This is a genomic window from Lysobacter sp. Root76, assembly GCF_001428685.1.
GTDB lineage: Bacteria > Pseudomonadota > Gammaproteobacteria > Xanthomonadales > Xanthomonadaceae > Lysobacter.
In genome coordinates this window covers 666,680-683,907 of the sequence record NZ_LMIK01000005.1, presented here as the reverse complement: position 1 = coordinate 683,907, position 17,228 = coordinate 666,680, and the positions used below count along the sequence as shown (strand labels likewise).

Sequence of the window (17,228 nt, the reverse complement as noted above, 5' to 3'; positions counted from 1 at the left end):
TAACGACCCCGAACCCGAGCCCGCCGCACCTGCACCGAACGAGGACGGCGGCGCGCGGCGCTCGCCGCCGCGGCCGCGCGCACCGGCTTCGGTGGTGGTGCTGGCGACGCTGGCGGTCGGCGCCACCCTGTGGGCCGCGCAGGCGCTGATCCTGCCGATCCTGCTGGCGGCGTTCTTCGCCCTGATCGGCAACCCGATCATCCGCGGCCTGCACAAGCTGTGGCTGCCGCGTTTCGCCGGGGCGCTGATCGTGCTGATCGGCGGCCTGGCGGCGGCCGGGCTGTTGGCCAATCAACTGATCGAACCGGCCGGCGAGTGGGTGCGCCAGGTGCCGCGCGAGATGAAGCAGCTCGCGCCGAAACTGCGCGAGATGACCAGGCCGATGCAGGAAGCCAACCGCGCCGCGCAGAACATCGCCCGCGCCGCCGGCGGCGAAAGCACGGCCAAGCCGGTGCAGGTGGTCAAGACCGAGCTCAACGACCCTTACAGGTCGCTCACCTCCACGCCCAAGTACGTGGCCTCGGTGCTGGCGGTGGTGCTGCTGACCTTCTTCTTCATGGTCTACGGCGAAAGCCTGCAGCGCAACGCGATCGGCTTGTTGCCGGGCTTGCGCGAGCGCAAGGTCACCGTCGACATCCTGCAGTCGATCGAGCGCGAGATCTCGCGCTACGTGCTCACCATCAGCCTGATCAACACCGCGCTGGGACTGGCCCTGGCCGGCGCGCTGTTCTGGCTGGGCGTGCCGCTGCCGGAGGCGCTGCTGTGGGGCACGATGGCGGCGGTGCTGAACTTCGCGCCGTATGTCGGCCCGCTGATCGGCATGGTGACCATGCTGCTGATGGGTTTCGTCGCCTTCGACGAGGTCTGGCGCGCGCTGCTGCCGGCCGGCCTGTACCTGGTGCTGCACACCATCGAGGGCCAGATCGTGACCCCGATCGTGCTCGGCCGGCGCATGCGCCTGTCGCCGCTGGTGCTGATCCTGGCGCTGATGATCTTCGGCTGGCTGTGGGGCATCGTCGGCCTGTTGCTGGCGGTGCCGATGCTGGTCTGCGTGAAGCTGGTGCTGGCGCGGATCGAAAGCCTGGAAAAGTGGTCCAAGCTGCTGGAGTGACGGCCTGGGTGAAAACCCCCAGGCGTTCGCCGTGGATCCGGCGGGGTCGCACAGGCAATACGCGCTAAAATGGCGGGATGACTTTCCCCGTCCGCGCCATCACCCTCGATCTCGACGACACCCTCTGGCCGATCGCCCCGGTGATGATCCACGCCGAACGCGTGCTGGGCGAATGGCTGCGCCAACACGCCCCGCGCACCGCCGAGCGCTGGCCGGCCGCCGCGATGCGCGCCCTGCGCGATCAGGTCGCGGCCGAACACCCGCACCTGGCGCACGACTTCACGCACCAGCGCAAACTCACCCTGGAACGCATGCTGCGCGATTCCGGCGACGATCCGGCCCTGGTCGCGCCGGCGTTCGATGTGTTCTTCGCCGCGCGCTGCGAGGTCGAGCACTACGACGACAGCCTGGCTGCGCTGGACCGCCTGGCCGCGCGCGTGCCGCTGGCCGCGCTCAGCAACGGCAATGCCGATCTGGAACGGATCGGGCTGATGCATCTGTTCCGGTTCCAGCTCGGCGCACGCGAACACGGCGAAGCCAAGCCGGCCGCCAGCATCTTCCACGCCGCCTGCACGCGCCTGGACTGCGAGCCGCAGCACGTGCTGCACGTGGGCGACGACATCGAGCTGGATGTGGTCGGCGCGCACCGCGCCGGGCTGCGCAGCTGCTGGATCAACCGCGTCGACGGCGCCGGCCAACGCCGCCAATGGCCGCATGCCGGCCTGCGTCCCGACCTCGAATTCGACACCCTCGCCGCGCTCGCCGACTGGCTGGACGCGGCCCAGACCCCGGATACCGCCGCCGCATGAACCTGCCCCTGGGCTTTACCGACTCCGCCACCGACGCGCTGCCGCTGCATCTGGTCGCGCGCGCGGACTTCGCCGCCTGGCGCGCGACGCTGCCGGCGCCGGCCGCGGCCTGGATCGCTGCGCAGGGCTTCGACGCCTCGCCGGGCACGCTGCTGAGCCTGCCCGCCGCCGACGGCGGCCTGGGCGGCGCGGTGCTCGGTATCGCCGACGCGCTGGATCCGTATTCGTACAGCCATGCCGCGTTCGGCCTGCCGGCGCGGACCTGGCGCGTGGAAGGCGCGCCCAACGCCGCGACCCTGGCCGCGCTGCGCCTGGGCTGGGGCCTGGGCAGCTACCGTTTCAGCCGCTACAAGCAGCCGCCGCGCGCGCCGGCGCTGTTGCTGGTCGACGGCGACAACAGCGAAACCTTCGCCGTGCTCGCCGCCTGCTTGCGCGTGCGCGACCTGATCAACACTCCGACCGAGCACATGGGGCCGGAGCAGCTGGAAGCGGTCGCGCGCGAGATCGCCCAGCAGCACGGGGCGCGCATCGACGCGGTCACCGGCGACGAACTGCTGGCGCAGAACTTCCCCGCGATCCACGCGGTCGGCCGCGCTTCGCACCGCGCGCCGCGCCTGATCCGCCTGAGCTGGGGCGACGAGGCGCATCCGCACATCGCCCTGGTCGGCAAGGGCGTGTGCTTCGACACCGGCGGCCTCGACCTCAAGCCGGCCGACGGCATGCGCAACATGAAGAAGGACATGGGCGGCGCCGCGCACGCGATCGCCCTGGCCGAACTGGTGATGGCGCGCAAGCTGCCGCTGCGCATCACCCTGCTGGTGCCGGCGGTGGAGAACGCGATCGGCCCGGACGCCTTCCGTCCCGGCGAGGTCATCGCCACCCGCCAGGGCATCAGCGTGGAGATCGACAACACCGACGCCGAAGGCAGGGTGGTGCTGTGCGACGCGCTGACCCACGCCGGCGAACTGTCGCCGGCGCTGGTGCTGGACTTCGCGACCCTGACCGGCGCGGCGCGGATCGCGCTGGGCCCGGACCTGCCGGCGCTGTACAGCAACGACGAAGCCCTGGCCCAGCGCTGGCTCGACGCCGGCCTGCAGCAGCGCGACCCGCTGTGGCGGATGCCGCTGTGGCGCCCCTACCTGCGCTACCTCACCAGCCCGATCGCCGACATCGCCAATGCCGGGCCCTCGAAGATGGCCGGCTCGGTCACCGCGGCCTTGTACCTGGAGCGCTTTGTCCCGGCCGCCCTGCCCTGGGCGCACTTGGACGTGTACAGCTGGAACGACGCCGACCGCCCCGGCCGCCCCGCCGGCGGCGAGGCCCAGGGCCTGCGCGCGGCCTACGCCCTGCTGCAATCGCAGGCGAATCCGGGGCAGTAAAGCGGCACGCTTAAAACGCTTTCAGGCACAACAAATACCCGTTAGAGTGCGCGGCTTGGGCCGAGATTGTGACAGCCGTCACTAGAATCCAGCCGGCCCGCACCACCGGCGACCGCGGCCCCGTGCCGCTCGCCGGCATTCAACGGGGATAGTTTGTGAAAGCGACGATACGTCTGGCTCTGACGCTGGCGCTGGCTGCTGCCGCGCTGCTTCCGCAATTCGCGCACGCGCAGTTCGCCACCGGCGGCAGCGGCGTGCATCGCTCGCGCATCTTCTGGGTCGACTGGGGCAACAACGGCCAGGACGTCTACAACGGCGCGACCATCACCCGCGGCTTCAACATCGGCACGCCGGCGACCACGGCCAACCGCCTCGACATCACCTGCACCCTGTCGGGTGCGACCACCACCGCCGGCACCCAGGGGCTGTTCGTGTACACGCCGGGCAGCTGGCAGGGCGACGGCCTGGACGAGCTGTACAACATCGGCGGCAACCAGCCCGGCACCGGCGCCAACCCGAACACCTTGTCGGCGGGCCTGCGCGTCAACGGCGGCGCCACGGTCGAGTTCAACTTCAACTGCTCGGCGACCCTGGGCGGCGCGCCGTTCGCGTTGACCGGCCTGGTGTTCGCCGATGCGGAAGCCAGCGGCGGCAGCGAATACGTGGCCGCGCGCCTGACCAGCGGCGGCACCCTGCGCGTGATCGACCAGATCTCGCAGTGCGGCAGTTCGAGCACGGTCAACGTGATCGCCGGCACCCCGCAGGAAGTGCGCTTCAACGGCCCGACCGCACCGCAGACCAGTTGCGAAGGCAACGCCACCGCCAGTCTGCGCGCCGGCCCCTCGCTGGTCGGTTTCGTCGACGGCGCCACCGGCGCGCGCGTGATCGCGCGCGGCGGCGGCGTGTCCGCGGTCGCGGTGGGCGCGGTGCTGGAACTGGAATTCTCCGAGGCGATCCCGACCAGCTACGGCATCGCCGCGCATGTGCTCAACTCGGCCTGGACCGGCGGCGTAGCGGCCAACGGCGTCAACTTCAACAACCCGGCCAACCTGGCGACCCTGGTCTACAACGCGCGCCTGGGCGCGACCGTGCAGCCCGACTCCGACGCCACCGGCGCGGTCGGCGGCAGCGACGTCGACGCCCTGCCCAAGACCAACGGCCCGCTCGGCGCCGGCTATGCCAACGTGGCCGCGCCCAACGCGCTGCCGGGCGGCAACTACACCATCGCCAACGTCGCCTGCGTCGGTCCGGCGCGGTTACGCGGCTGGATCGACTTCAACGGCAACGGCGTGTTCGACGCCAGCGAAGCCTCCAACGCCGGGACCTGTCCCTCCGGCAGCAACACCGTCTCGCTGACCTGGACCCTGCCCACCGGCACCGGCTACGTCGCCCAGAGCACCAGCTATATGCGCCTGCGCCTGGCGCCGACCCTGGCCGCGGTCGCCGACCCGACCGGGGTGTCGACCGACGGCGAAGTCGAGGACTACCGCCTGGTGCTGCCGGCGCTGACTCCGACCCTGCGCATCAGCAAGATTAGCCAAACCCAGACCGGCACCTTCAACTTCACCGCGACCAATCTGAGCAGCGCCGCGTTCTCCGTCACCACCACCGCGTCGGCGACGCCGGCCACCTCGGCCTCGGCCAACGTGAGCGCGCCCGCGACCGCAGTGACGATCACCGAGACCGTGCCCGCCGGTTGGGTGCCGGCCAGTGCCAGCTGCAGCGACGCCAATGCCGCGATCACCGGCAACCCGGCCAGCTTCGGCACGCTCGCAGGCGCGGTGCTGACCGTGCCGAGCAGTGCGCTGCGCGCGCGTGCCGACATCAACTGCACCTACAACAACCGCCTGGTCACCGCCGACCTGACGATCACCAAGTCCGAGATCGGCGGCGCCACCGCTTTCACTCCGGGCGCGACCAGCACCTACACCCTGCAGGCCTGCAACACCGCCGGTCCCGACGCCGCCACCGGCGCGACCGTCAACGATCCGCTGCCCAACGGCGTGACCCTGACCGGCCCCTGGAGCTGCAACGGCAGCGGCGGCGGCATTTGTCCGGCTAGCGGCGGTGCGGCCAACGGCACCTCGGTCGCGGTCGCCGGCATCGACCTGCCCGTCGGCGCCTGCGTCAACGTCAGTGTGCCGGTGCGCTTCAGCGCCGACCCCAGCAACTACTGATACGACCGCCGATACCGCGTCGCGCGCTATCGGCTCGGGCAACGCGGCGGCGACGATGGCTCGTCGCCGTATGCGATGGAGATGACGCGCTCCTGCGCGTCGCGCCTCCCAGGCTGCCGACGCAGCGGTCGTCCCGCTGGCACCCGCGGGGCGCAGCCTGACCCGATGGCCCCTGCAGGCCGCTACTGCAGGTCTCGATGCCGGTCCGCTTCTCTCCCATTAGCCGACCGCTGAATCGGGCCACGGCGCCGATCCACCGCGATGGATCACCCTCCCGCGCCAGTAATGTGTAAATTGCGTGGCATCAGTAAGTCAAAAGACGCGACCGGGGATGGCCGCGCCGAGGCGGCCGTGACGTGATCCCTTGCAGCGCGACCGCGCTGCGAGGCCCGCAACGGCCGCGCTGGAACAGGCTCGCTGCCCCCGCCGGCAGCGGACGTCAGGGAGGAAGGGAATGCTGGATCACGCATCGCGCCGTCTCGGCGCCCTGGGATTGGCCGTGGTCGCGGCCGTTTTCGCACCGGACGCCGCAGCGCAGGTGCAGCGCACTTTCGTCAATCTGGGTTTCGAACAGCCGGCACTGACCGGCAACAGCTGCTACCTGATCGTCTCTTCCAGCGTGGTGCCGGGCTGGAACACCGACCACCCCTCCAATCTCGTCAGCGGCAGTTGCAGCCTCGCCGGCCAACCCGGCGGCAGCGCGATCACCGGCCCGATCGAGATCTGGCGCGGCCCCAACTTCAGCGGCGTACCGCCCCGCGCCGGCAACCAACACGCCGAACTCAACGCCTACGTCGCCTCGCGCCTGTCGCAGACCATCTGCCTGACCAACGGCGAACGCGTGGACTGGAAACTCAGCCACCGCGGCCGCAACAGCACGACCGTGCCCGACGTCATGAACTTCACTGTCGACAGCACGGCCAACACGGTCGCGGTGCTGTCGAGCACGACGCTGGCCGGCGCCCCTCCGGTCTGCGTGGACGGCGGCAGCATCGACAACATCGGTTGCACGGTCGGCGCGGGCGGCAACGGCTGGGCCGACTACTCGGGCAGCTTCAACTGGAACGGCACCAGCGGTAACCATGACCTGGGTTTCCAGGCGGTAGGCGGCAGCGGTTCGGGCAACTTCCTCGACGATATCCAGATCACCCTGCGCCCCTATCTGGAGTTCGATCCGGTCACCTACACCACCCGCGAAGGCCAGGCCGTGCCCTCGGTGCCGACGATCCGCATCACCGGCACCGTGCCGGCCGGCGGCATCACCGTGCTGGTCAACGTCACCGGCGGCAGCGCGACCGCCGGCAGCGACTACAGCACCGGCGCCAACGTCAACGTCCTGATTCCCGCCGGCACCTACGACGACAACCGTTTCCCGATTCCGCTCACCGTCCTCGACGACAGCACGATCGAGGACAACGAAACCGTGCTGGTGCAGGTACTGCCCGACGCGGCCGCCTACACGCTGGCCTCGACCACCACCTGCGGCAGCGCGACGGTGCAGAACACCGCCACGCTCACCATCCTCGACAACGACGTCGACCTGCTGACCACCAAGACCGTCAGCGGCAATGCCACGCCGCCCGCCGGCAGCACCACTCAGTTCACCGTCACCTACCGCAACAACACCGCCAAGCCGACGTTCGGCGATCTCACGGCGCACGACGCGGTCGCGACGGTCTCCGACGCGGTGCCCGCCGGTTTGACGTTCGCCTCCTGGACCTGCGCGGGCGGCAATGGCGGCGTGTGTCCGGCGGCCAGCGGCAGCGGCGCGATCTCCGGCAACGCGAGCTTGCCGGCCGGCACCGGCGGCACCGCCGGCGGCTTCGTCACCTACACCGTCAACGCCACGCTGGGCGCGACCCAATGCACCGCGGTCAGCAACAACGCCAGCATCGCGACCAACGCGCCGCTGGCCGAAGGCACCGCGGTGCAGGCCGGATACGTCACGCCCGCACCCGGCGGCAACGCCAACAACACCGCCAGCGCCGCGATCGATCCGATGTGCGCCGACCTGACCATCAGCAAGAGCGAAACCGGCAACGCGACCACCTACACGCCGGGCGCGACCACGACCTACACCTTGCAGGCCTGCAACCCGACCGGTCCCGACGGCGCCACCGGCGCGACCATCAACGACGCGCTGCCCAACGGCGTGACCCTGACCGCGCCCTGGACCTGCAGCGGCACCGGCGGCGGCGGCTGCCCCGCCAGCGGCGGCGCGATCGGCGGCAATACGGTCGCCATCTCCGGTGTCGATCTGCCGGTCGGCGCCTGCGTCAACGTGCTGGTGCCGGTGATCTTCGATCCGAATGCGGCGGCCTACTGACGCTGGCCGGGAGCGCGTATCGAGCTGTAACAAGATGTTACGTACCGTCTTGGCGCGGCTGGCGCCTTCGCCGACTGCTGACAGAAACTGACTTCCGGCAGGTTGGCACATGCGGCGGGCTGCGGTCACACTAGCCGCTGTTTCGCGTCTAGTGTCCGCATATGAATGCATCGGCTGATCTGTTAAAGGAACTACGCATAGACCGGAGCGCGCCTCCGCCGTCTTCGGGACCGGGGCGCGGGCTGTGGATCGCGCTGGGCGCGATCGGCCTGATCGCGGTGCTCGGCGTCGCCGGCTGGGCGGTGTTCGGCCGCAGCGCCGCGCCTGAAGTCAAAACCGCAACCGCGGTCGCCATCGGCGGCGGCGGCAGTGCCTCGGTGCTCGACGCCACCGGCTACGTGGTCGCGCGGCGCATGGCCACGGTCTCGGCCAAGATCACCGGCAAGGTACGCGAGGTGATGATCGAGGAAGGTCAGCGCGTCGAAGCCGGCCAGATCATGGCCACGCTCGACCCGATCGACGCCGACGCCGAACGCTCGCTGGCCGACGCCCAGCTCGGCGCCGCGCAGAGCGATGCCGTGCGCGTGCAGGCGCAACTCAAGGAAGCCGAGCTCAACGCCAACCGCCTGAGCACGCTGGTCAAGCAGCAACTGGTGGCGCGCTCGCAATACGACCAGGCCGTGGCCCAACGCGATTCGCTGCGCGCGCAGCTGCTGACCGCACAACGCAACGCCAAGGTCGCCGGCGGCCGCCTGCGCATCGCCGACCTGGGCGTGGACAACACCATCGTGCGCGCGCCGTTCGCCGGCGTGGTCACGGCCAAGGCCGCGCAGCCGGGCGAAATCGTCTCGCCCTTGTCGGCCGGCGGCGGCTTCACCCGCACCGGCATCGGCACCATCGTCGACATGGATTCGCTCGAGGTCGAAGTCGACGTCGGCGAAGCCTTCATCGGCCGGGTGCAGCCGAAGATGCCGGTCGAAGCCACGCTCAACGCCTATCAGGATTGGAAGATCCCGGCCGAAGTGATCGCGATCATTCCGGCTGCCGATCGCGGCAAGGCCACGGTCAAGGTGCGCATCGCGCTCAAGACCAAGGACCCGCGCATCGTGCCCGACATGGGCGTGCGGGTGAGCTTCCTGGAAGCGGCCAAGCCGGTCGCGGCCGATCAGCCCAAGCCCGGCGTGCTGGTGCCGACCGCGGCGATCGTGCAGCGCGGCGGCGGCGATGTGGCGTTCGTGGTCGAGGCCGACAAGGTCCGGCAGCGTGCGCTCAAGCTCGGCCGCAGCCTCGGCGACGACCGCGAAGTGATCCAGGGCGTGTCCGGCGGCGAAACCGTCGTGCTGTCCCCGCCGGAAACGCTGGAAGACGGCGCGCGCGTGCGCGTGGCCGCGAGCGACGGTTCCGCCGGTGACGGTTCTGCCAGTGACGATTCCGCCCCCAGCAACGAATAACCCCTAAGCCGTTCCCTTATTTACGCGCGAGGAAGTCCAAGATGGATACGCTGGTTTCGATCCGCAACCTCAAGAAGACCTATCAGCGCGGCCCCGAAAAGGTCGAAGTGCTGCATGGCATCAACCTCGACATCCCCAAGGGCGACTTCGTCGCGCTGATGGGTCCGTCGGGCTCGGGCAAGACCACCCTGCTCAACCTGATCGGCGGCCTGGACAATCCCAGCGACGGCGAGATCGAGATCGAGAACCAGCGCATCGATCGCATGAGCGCGGGGCAGCTGTCGCAATGGCGCAGCAACCACGTCGGCTTCGTGTTCCAGTTCTACAACCTGATGCCGACCCTGACCGCGCAGAAGAACGTCGAGCTGCCGCTGCTGCTGACCAAGCTCAACGCCTCCCAGCGCAAGCGCAATGCCGAGATCGCCCTGCAACTGGTCGGCCTGGCCGAGCGCGGCAAGCATCGCCCGAACGAACTGTCCGGCGGCCAGCAGCAGCGCGTGGCGATCGCGCGCGCGATCGTGTCCGATCCGACCCTGCTGATCTGCGACGAGCCCACCGGCGATCTCGACCGCCAGTCGGCCGAGGAGATCCTGGCCCTGCTGCAGACGCTCAACCGCGACCACGGCAAGACCATCGTCATGGTCACCCACGATCCCAAGGCCGCCGACCATGCGCGCCGCACGATCCATCTCGACAAGGGCACGCTCGCGGCCAACGGCGGCGCGCATTGAGATCCGGACGCCCTCTCCGTCCGGAGAGGGACGCAGGCGACAGCCGGCGCATAGGCGCGGCTCGAACCTCATCCGGATCCTCATCCGCCCCTTGAGCCACTTCTCCCGCGCGGAGAAGGAAACACCTAAAGGAAAGCAGACATGAAATACCTGCACCTGATCTGGGCCGCATTGTTCCGAAGCAAGACCCGCACCCTGCTGACCTTGTTGTCGGTGGTGACCGCATTCCTGCTGTTCGGCACGCTCGACTCGGTCCGCGTCGCGTTCAACTCCGGCGGCAGCGTCGCCGGCGCCGACCGCCTGGTCGTGGCCTCGCGCCTGTCGATCACCCAGATGCTGCCCTACAACCTGCTCAGCCAGATCGAATCCCAGCCGGGCGTGAAGAAGGTCGCTTACGCGGCCTGGTTCGGCGGCATCTACCGGGACCCGAAGAATTTCTTTCCGAACTTCTCCGTGAGCCCGAACTATTTCGAGCTGTATCCGGAATACGCCTTGCCCGCCGATCAGATCAAGGCCTGGCAAGCCGACCGCCAGGGCGCGGTGGTGGGCGCCTCGCTGGCCAAGCGCCATGGCTGGAAGATCGGCGACACCATCCCCTTGCAGGCCACGATCTTCCCGACCAAGGGCAGCAACGACTGGCCGCTGAAGATACGCGCGATCTTCGAGATCAAGGACGCCAAGCGCAAAGGCGAAGAGAACCAGCTGTGGTTCCACTGGAAGTACTTCGACGAGTCCAACGACTACGTCAAGAGCCGGGTCGGCTGGTACATGGTCAAGCTGGACGATGTGAACCAGGCCACGCGCGTGGCCAAGGGCATCGACGCGCTGTCGGAGAACTCCGACCACGAGACCAAGACCCAGACCGAACAGGCCTTCAACCAGTCCTTCGCCAAGCAGTTCGCCGACATCGGCCTGATCGTCAGCGCGATCATGGGCGCGGTGTTCTTCACCCTGTTGCTGCTGACCGGCAACACCATGGCCCAGGCGGTGCGCGAGCGCATACCGGAACTGGCGGTGCTCAAGACCATCGGCTTCAGCGACCGCAGCGTGCTGGCCCTGGTCCTGGCCGAGTCGACCTTGCTGATCGTGATAGGCGGGGTGATCGGCCTGGGCCTGGCGGCGCTGCTGATGCCTTTCATCAGCTCCGTCAGCGGCGGCGCCATCCAGCTGCCGACCGTACTGCCGCAGACCTGGATCATGGGCTTGGTCCTGATGATCGCGATCGGCGTGGCTGTCGGACTCCTGCCCGCGCTGCGCGGCATGAGATTGAAGATCGTCGATGCGCTGGCCGGCCGATAAGGAGAGATCGCGATGAAGAGAGTTCTAGTCAATATCGGGATCGCGCTGCTGCTGGCGGTCGGACTGGTCGGGTGGATATTCCTGCCGTGGTACGGCGTATTGGGCGTGGTCGCGGCGTTGCTGCTGTGGCTGTTCCTGACCAAGCGCGGCCAGCAGACCCTGGCGGTGGCCGGCGTCGGCATCTCCAGCCTGCCGCAGCGCTGGGGCGCGTCCTCGGTGATCGTGATCGGCATCGCCGGCGTGGTCGGCGTGCTGGTGGCGATGCTGGCGATGGGCGAAGGCTTCCAGAACACGCTCAAGCAGACCGGCAGCGACGACACTGCGATCATCCTGCGCGGCGGCTCGCAGGCCGAGACCAACTCGGTCATCACCCGCGACCAGGTGCCGCTGATCTCGTCCCTGGCCGGCATCGCCAAGGACGGCAACGGCCGCGCCCAGGTCTCGCCGGAACTGTCGCAGGTGATCAACCTGCCCACCGTCAGCGACGGCAGCGACGCCAACGCGCAGTTGCGCGGCGTCGGTGCCGAAGCCTGGTCGCTGCGGCCCAACGTCAAGATCGTGAAGGGCCGCAAGTTCGGCGAAGGCCTGCGCGAACTGATCGCCGGCCAGGGCGCGGCCAAGCAGTTCCGCGGCCTGGAAATCGGCAAGCAGATCGAACTGGCCAACCAGAACTGGACCGTGGTCGGCATCTTCGCCGCCGGCGATTCGCACGACTCCGAACTGTGGGCCGACGGCGAAGTGCTGGCCTCGACCTACCAGCGCACTTCGTTCCAGTCGGTGACGGTGAAGCTGGCCGGCAAGGACGGCTTCAAGCAGCTCAAGGGCGCGCTGGCGGCCGACCCGCGCCTGAAGCTGGACGTGCAGACCACCCACGACTACTACGCCAAGCAGTCCGAGGTGCTTACCAAGGTCATCAAGGTCCTGGGCATCTTCATCGGCACCATCATGGCGATCGGCGCAGTGTTCGGCGCGCTCAACACCATGTACGCCGCGGTGTCCGGCCGCGCGCGCGAGATCGCGACCCTGCGCGCGCTCGGCTTCCGCGGCGTGCCGGTGGTGATCGCGGTGATGCTGGAAACCATGCTGCTGGCGTTGCTGGGCGGCCTGCTCGGCGCGGGGCTGGCCTGGCTGATCTTCAACGGCTACCAGGTGTCGACGCTGGGCAGCAACTTCAGCCAGGTGGTGTTCCAGTTCAAGGTCTCGCCGGAGCTGCTGTGGAGCGGCCTGAAGTGGGCGCTGGGCATCGGCCTGGTCGGCGGCCTGTTCCCGGCGCTGCGCGCGGCACGCCTACCGGTGACCACAGCCTTGCGCGCGGCCTGAGCCAAGGCCATCGCAACAAGACGACGAGGCGCCGTTCGCGGCGCCTCGTTCGTTTGCGGGACATCAACGCCATGCCTTGGGGTAGGAGCGGCGTAAGCCGCGACCGCGAATCCGCAGCCGCCGCGAAACCGGCGTCGCGTGTCGGAACTCCGGGTCGCGGCTTACGCCGCTCCTACCCCAGGGCAGCGGCTCATGCGGCCGCCAGTGCCGCCTGCCGCCGTGAGCGCCACAGCCCTTCGCCGGCGAAGACCAGCAAGCCGATCCAGATGAACACGAAGCCGATCAGGCGCGAGCGGTCGAAGGGTTCGTGCAGCACCAGCACGCCGATCAGGAACTGCAGGGTCGGCGCGATGTACTGCATCAGCCCGACCACCGACAACGGCACCCGCCGCACCGCGTAGGCGAAGCCGATCAGCGGCAATGCGGTCAGCGCGCCGGCGAGGATCAGCATCAGGTCCAGGCCCAGGCCCCAGCCGCCGAGGAAGCCGCCCAGGCCGTGGCTCTCGCTCCACAGCAGCACGCCCAGCGCGGGCAGGAACAGGTAGACGCTTTCGATGCCCAGGCCGGTCACCGCTTCCACCGCGACCAGTTTGCGGATCAACCCGTAGGCGGCGAACGACAGCGCCAAACCTATAGCGATCCACGGCGCCTGCCCGTACTGCCAGGTCAGCCAGCCCACGCCGGCCGCGGCCATCGCCACCGACAGCCACTGCACCCGGTTCATGCGCTCGTGCAGCAGGGCCACGCCCAAGACCACGTTGACCAGCGGATTGATGAAGTAGCCCAGGCTGGTCTCGATCACGTGGCCGGCATTGACCGCCCAGATGTACAGGCCCCAATTGAATGCGATCAGCACGCCGCTGAGCGCCAGCATCGCCGCCTTGCGCGGCTGCGCGAGCACGCCGCGCAACCACTCGCCGCCCTGCTTCCACGACAGCCAGGCCGCGACCATGGCCGCGCTCCAGACGATGCGGTGGCCGACGATCTGCAGCGACGGCACCGCCTTGAGCAGATGCCAGTACAGCGGCATCAGGCCCCACAGCACGAACGAGGCGGCGGCGATCCACAGACCGCGCCGCCCTTCCGCCTGCGCCGGGGTCATGCCGGCGGCTCGTTCGGGGCCGGCACCACCGGCGCACGCGCAGCGCGCGCCTTGGCCAAGGTGATGATGACCACGCCGACCAGGATCACCGCCATCGCGCCCAGGTCGTGCGAGCTGAAGCGCTCGCCCGCGAGCAGGGCGCCGAACAGCACCGCGATCGGCGGATTGACGTAGGCGTAGCTGGTCGCCAGCGCCGGACGCACGTGGTGCAGCAGCCAGATGTAGGCGGTGAAGCCGAAGATCGAGCCGGCCACGACCAGGTACAGCAGCGCGCCGGTGGCGCCGGCGCTGGGCATCGCGCTCATGCGCTCGCCGGTGATCGCGGCCGCGCCCAGCATCCACACGCTGCCGGTCAGCATCTGCGCGCTGGCGGCCATGAACGGCGACGGTAGGTCCTGGTCGCGGCTCCAGATCGAGCCCCACGCCCAGGCGATCGGCGCGATGATCAGGCAGACCAGTCCCAGCGTGGAGCCCGACAAGGCGCTGCCGGCGTTGAGCCAGATCACGCCGAGGAAGCCGATCACCAGCCCGATCCATTCGATCTTCGACGGATGGCGGCCGCGCAGCATCGCGAATACGCCGGCGAACAGCGGCATCGACGCGACCGCGATCGCGGCCAGGCCGGAGCCGACTTCGGTCTCGGCCAGGTTCACCAGGCCGTTGGACAGCAGCACCATCCAGATCGACAGCAGCCACAGCGTGCGCCATTGCTTGCGGGTCGGCGGCGCGGTGCCGCGCCAGCGCAGCACGGCGTACATCAGCGCGCCGGCGACGAACATGCGCAGCGCGCCCAGGATGAAGGGCGGATAGCTCTCCAGGGCGAAACGGATGGCGAGGTAGGTCGAGCCCCACAGGATGTAGACCGATGCCAGGGCGAACGCGACCGCGATCGCGCCGGGGGCCAGTCTTGCTGCGGTGGGTGAGGCGGCGCTCATGCGGTTGTGGTTCCGAGGGGAGGAAGGGGGGGGAGCGGATCTGTGTCGGTTGGATCTGTGTCGGTTGGATCTGTGTCGGTTGGATCTGTGTCGGTTGGATCTGTGTCGGTTGGATCTGTGTCGGTTGGATCTGTGTCGGTTGAATCGGTGTCATTTGGATCGGTGTCAGCGGGATCGGTGCACGCAGACCGCGGTGCGGCAGCTGCCGACGTTGCGGCGCATGGGGTCGTGGAAGGCGTCGACCACGACGAAACCGGCCTTGCGCATCATGCCAGCCGAACCCGCGTTCTCTTCGTGTCGTTCGGCATAGCACTCGCGCAGGCCGCGCGCGCGCAACTGCGCGACCGCCTCGCGCAGCAAGTGCGCACCGAGACCGGCGCCGCGATGCTCGCGATGCACGACCACCTCGCCGATGTGGCCGTGGCGCGCGCGCGCGCGGCCGGCGCTCTGGTAGCAGGCGAAGTCGTCGCTGACGGCGTAGGTCGCCACCGCGACCGGCACGTCGTCCAGGCTGGCCAATACCGCGTCCACGCCGTCGCCGATCGCGCGCAGGTGTGCGGACAGCGCAGGCTCGGCGAGGTAGTTCCACGGGCTGGGACCGTGCTCGCGGATCAGGGCGTGGATGGCGGCGATATCCGCGCGCGAGGCGACGCGCACCCCGTAACGCTCGACGCCGGCGCGGACTGGGGGAGCGGTGGGGGCGAGGCGCTGCATGCGGCTCTTCGGGTGGTTCGACCCATTCAGACTATCCGCGAGGGCAGACAGGCGATTGAAAATTTGCCCGCTTGAACGCAAAATTTTTGCATGGCCCGCCCTCCCCTCGCCCTCGACGAACTCGACCACAAATTGCTGGGGCTGCTGCAGCGCGACGCCTCGGCCACCCTGACCGCGCTCGGCGACGCGATCGGACTGTCGCCCAGCGCGGTCCAGCGCCGCCTCACCGGCTACCGCAAGCACGGCCTGCTCCGCCAAGTCGCGCTGCTCGATCCGATCGCCCTGGGCAGCACGCTGGCCGCGGTGTGGGTGACGATGGAGCGCGAATCGGCGAGCCGCCACGCCGCGTTCTACGCGCGCATGCGCGCCGCGCCCGAGGTGCAGCAGTGCTACGTGCTGGCCGGGCAATGGGACTATCTGGTGATCCTGGCTACCACCGGCGTCGCCCATTTCCGCCAGGTCGCGGAGCGCTTGTTCCTGGACGAAGGCAACATCAAGCGCTACGAAACCCATCTGGTGTTCGACGTGGTCAAGCTCGGGCTGGAGCTGCCGACGCGCGATGCGCCGAAGGCGACACGCAAGCGGCGCTGAGGACGGCGGAGCTGGGCAAGCGCCAATCGCGCCGGCGAGCGAGTGTCGCGATCGCGGCTCACGCCGCTCCCACAGGAAGCACGGCTTTCGCGGCTCACGCCGCTTCCGCGGAAGGCGCGGCTTTGGGGTAGGAGCGGCGTGAGCCGCGACCGCACCCTCAGCGCGCCAGCGCGAGTACGACCATACCGCGTTCGCGAAACAAGCCGCGCGCTTCCTGTGGGAGCGGCGTAAGCCGCGATCGCTTTACCCGTCATGCCGCAATGCCGCGGCACCGACGTTCGCAGGACGCGATGCGCCTGCGGCTCACCCCACCCTACATCTCAAGCCGCCCGCTCGCGCTGCAGCAACTTCTCCTTCAGCGGCAGCCCCCAGCGATACCCACCCAGCGAACCGTCGCCGCGCACCACACGATGACAGGGCACGACCACCGCGACCCGGTTGCCGGCGCAGGCGCGCGCGACCGCGCGTGCGCTGCCCGGCGCGCCGATCTGCTCGGCGACCTGGGCATAGCTGCGGGTCTGCCCGGCCGGAATCTTCATCAGCGCGTCCCAGACTTTTTTCTGGAACGCGGTACCCAACAGGTCCACCGGCACCGCATGGGCCTGGCCGCCGAGGGTATCGGCGACCGCGCGCAGGCGCGGCGCCAGGAATTCGTCGCGGCCGGCGTCGACGCGTTCCAGCTGCGCCTGCGGAAACTCGGCGCGCAGCTTGGCCTCCAGCGCCACCGCGTCGTCGCCCAGCTCGACCATGCACACGCCGCGTTCGGTGGTCGCGACCAGGGCGGTACCCAGCGCGGTGCGCGCCAGGCTCCAGCGGATCTGCTCGCCGGCGCCGCCGGCGCGGTAACGTGCCGGGGTCATCCCCAGGCGCGCCGCGCCGCCCTCGTACACGCGCGAGGGCGAACCGTAGCCGGCGTCGTAGAGCGCTGCGCTGACGTCGCTGCCTTCGCGCAGCGCCGACTTCAGCGTGCCCAGCTTGCGTTGCGCCAGGTACTCGGCCGGGCTGATCCCGAAGCGCGCGGTGAAGCGGCGCTGCAGGTGCGAGGCGCTGATGCCGACCGCCGCGGCCAGGTCGGCCAGGGTCGGCTCGCCGGCATCGAGCAGGGCGCGGGCGTGGTCCAGTTTGTCGACTGGTGTGAGATCGCGGATCGGGGTCATGGCGTTCATGGCCTCAGGGTACGGCCGCCTGCGCAGGCGCGATATCCGATTCTTGCACCCCAGCCCCGGCCCGCGTCAGCACCCGCTCAGGCCGGGCCGGGACGTCGCTGCGGTGGCCAAAAACGA

General features: G+C 69.4%; 14 protein-coding genes. 10 read left to right on the top strand and 4 right to left on the bottom strand.

Annotated features, from left to right (window positions below):
- Positions 1-91: 91 nt before the first annotated feature.
- The 9 genes from ASE10_RS10330 (at position 92) to ASE10_RS10290 (ending at position 12,603) form a co-directional block, all read left to right on the top strand.
- Complete coding sequence (locus ASE10_RS10330; RefSeq protein ID WP_235565897.1) at positions 92-1,111, top strand: AI-2E family transporter; 1,020 nt, start codon at positions 92-94, stop codon at positions 1,109-1,111.
- Positions 1,112-1,188: 77 nt separating this feature from the next.
- Positions 1,189-1,920, top strand: a complete 732-nt coding sequence (locus ASE10_RS10325; protein WP_055908323.1) for an HAD-IA family hydrolase — start codon at positions 1,189-1,191, stop codon at positions 1,918-1,920.
- Positions 1,917-3,299, top strand: a complete 1,383-nt coding sequence (locus ASE10_RS10320) for a leucyl aminopeptidase family protein (protein ID WP_055908320.1) — start codon at positions 1,917-1,919, stop codon at positions 3,297-3,299. Before ASE10_RS10325 ends, ASE10_RS10320 begins: the two co-directional genes overlap by 4 nt.
- 155 nt (positions 3,300-3,454) lie before the next feature.
- Complete coding sequence (locus ASE10_RS10315; RefSeq protein WP_055908316.1) at positions 3,455-5,476, top strand: CshA/CshB family fibrillar adhesin-related protein; 2,022 nt, start codon at positions 3,455-3,457, stop codon at positions 5,474-5,476.
- A gap of 454 nt (positions 5,477-5,930) precedes the next feature.
- The gene (locus tag ASE10_RS10310) at positions 5,931-7,802 is read left to right on the top strand and encodes a Calx-beta domain-containing protein (protein WP_055908313.1); all 1,872 of its coding nucleotides are present in this window, start codon (positions 5,931-5,933) and stop codon (positions 7,800-7,802) included.
- A 161-nt stretch (positions 7,803-7,963) separates the two neighbouring features.
- On the top strand, positions 7,964-9,253 hold the full coding sequence (locus ASE10_RS10305; RefSeq protein WP_055908310.1) for an efflux RND transporter periplasmic adaptor subunit: 1,290 nt from the start codon (positions 7,964-7,966) through the stop codon (positions 9,251-9,253).
- A gap of 41 nt (positions 9,254-9,294) precedes the next feature.
- The gene (locus tag ASE10_RS10300) at positions 9,295-9,984 is read left to right on the top strand and encodes an ABC transporter ATP-binding protein (protein ID WP_055908307.1); all 690 of its coding nucleotides are present in this window, start codon (positions 9,295-9,297) and stop codon (positions 9,982-9,984) included.
- 141 nt (positions 9,985-10,125) lie between these two features.
- A complete protein-coding gene (locus ASE10_RS10295; protein WP_055908304.1) occupies positions 10,126-11,283 on the top strand; it encodes an ABC transporter permease in 1,158 nt (385 codons plus the stop codon).
- Between the two features lie 12 nt (positions 11,284-11,295).
- Complete coding sequence (locus tag ASE10_RS10290; RefSeq protein WP_055908301.1) at positions 11,296-12,603, top strand: ABC transporter permease; 1,308 nt, start codon at positions 11,296-11,298, stop codon at positions 12,601-12,603.
- A gap of 190 nt (positions 12,604-12,793) precedes the next feature.
- Here the strand turns inward: ASE10_RS10290 and rarD are convergent, their stop codons facing one another.
- The 3 genes from rarD to ASE10_RS10275 all read right to left on the bottom strand — a co-directional run bounded on the left by rarD (position 12,794) and on the right by ASE10_RS10275 (position 15,354).
- Complete coding sequence (gene rarD / locus ASE10_RS10285) at positions 12,794-13,705, bottom strand: EamA family transporter RarD (RefSeq protein WP_055908298.1); 912 nt, start codon at positions 13,703-13,705, stop codon at positions 12,794-12,796.
- Positions 13,702-14,640, bottom strand: a complete 939-nt coding sequence (yedA, locus tag ASE10_RS10280) for a drug/metabolite exporter YedA (protein WP_055908295.1) — start codon at positions 14,638-14,640, stop codon at positions 13,702-13,704. Before yedA ends, rarD begins: the two co-directional genes overlap by 4 nt.
- Before the next feature lie 165 nt (positions 14,641-14,805).
- Complete coding sequence (locus ASE10_RS10275) at positions 14,806-15,354, bottom strand: GNAT family N-acetyltransferase (RefSeq protein WP_055908292.1); 549 nt, start codon at positions 15,352-15,354, stop codon at positions 14,806-14,808.
- A gap of 90 nt (positions 15,355-15,444) precedes the next feature.
- On the opposite strand from ASE10_RS10275, the gene ASE10_RS10270 reads away from it, so the two are divergent.
- Positions 15,445-15,945 carry an Lrp/AsnC family transcriptional regulator gene (locus tag ASE10_RS10270; protein ID WP_055908289.1) on the top strand — a complete coding sequence of 167 codons (501 nt, stop codon included), beginning with the start codon at positions 15,445-15,447 and terminating at the stop codon, positions 15,943-15,945.
- 320 nt (positions 15,946-16,265) lie between these two features.
- On the opposite strand, the gene ASE10_RS10265 is transcribed toward ASE10_RS10270, so the two are convergent.
- The gene (locus tag ASE10_RS10265; protein WP_235565887.1) at positions 16,266-17,111 is read right to left on the bottom strand and encodes a methylated-DNA--[protein]-cysteine S-methyltransferase; all 846 of its coding nucleotides are present in this window, start codon (positions 17,109-17,111) and stop codon (positions 16,266-16,268) included.
- Positions 17,112-17,228 lie beyond the last annotated feature (117 nt).

Excerpts from the sequence above, each read along its gene's own strand:
- ASE10_RS10305 (WP_055908310.1), top strand. The coding sequence starts at position 7,964 with ATGAATGCATCGGCTGATCTGTTAAAGGAACTACGCATAGACCGGAGC.
- ASE10_RS10265 (WP_235565887.1), bottom strand. The coding sequence starts at position 17,111 with ATGAACGCCATGACCCCGATCCGCGATCTCACACCAGTCGACAAACTG.
- ASE10_RS10300 (WP_055908307.1), top strand. The coding sequence starts at position 9,295 with ATGGATACGCTGGTTTCGATCCGCAACCTCAAGAAGACCTATCAGCGC.
- ASE10_RS10290 (WP_055908301.1), top strand. The coding sequence starts at position 11,296 with ATGAAGAGAGTTCTAGTCAATATCGGGATCGCGCTGCTGCTGGCGGTC.
- ASE10_RS10310 (WP_055908313.1), top strand. The coding sequence starts at position 5,931 with ATGCTGGATCACGCATCGCGCCGTCTCGGCGCCCTGGGATTGGCCGTG.
- ASE10_RS10270 (WP_055908289.1), top strand. The coding sequence starts at position 15,445 with ATGGCCCGCCCTCCCCTCGCCCTCGACGAACTCGACCACAAATTGCTG.
- ASE10_RS10320 (WP_055908320.1), top strand. The coding sequence starts at position 1,917 with ATGAACCTGCCCCTGGGCTTTACCGACTCCGCCACCGACGCGCTGCCG.
- ASE10_RS10275 (WP_055908292.1), bottom strand. The coding sequence starts at position 15,354 with ATGCAGCGCCTCGCCCCCACCGCTCCCCCAGTCCGCGCCGGCGTCGAG.
- rarD (WP_055908298.1), bottom strand. The coding sequence starts at position 13,705 with ATGACCCCGGCGCAGGCGGAAGGGCGGCGCGGTCTGTGGATCGCCGCC.
- ASE10_RS10325 (WP_055908323.1), top strand. The coding sequence starts at position 1,189 with ATGACTTTCCCCGTCCGCGCCATCACCCTCGATCTCGACGACACCCTC.
- yedA (WP_055908295.1), bottom strand. The coding sequence starts at position 14,640 with ATGAGCGCCGCCTCACCCACCGCAGCAAGACTGGCCCCCGGCGCGATC.
- ASE10_RS10295 (WP_055908304.1), top strand. The coding sequence starts at position 10,126 with ATGAAATACCTGCACCTGATCTGGGCCGCATTGTTCCGAAGCAAGACC.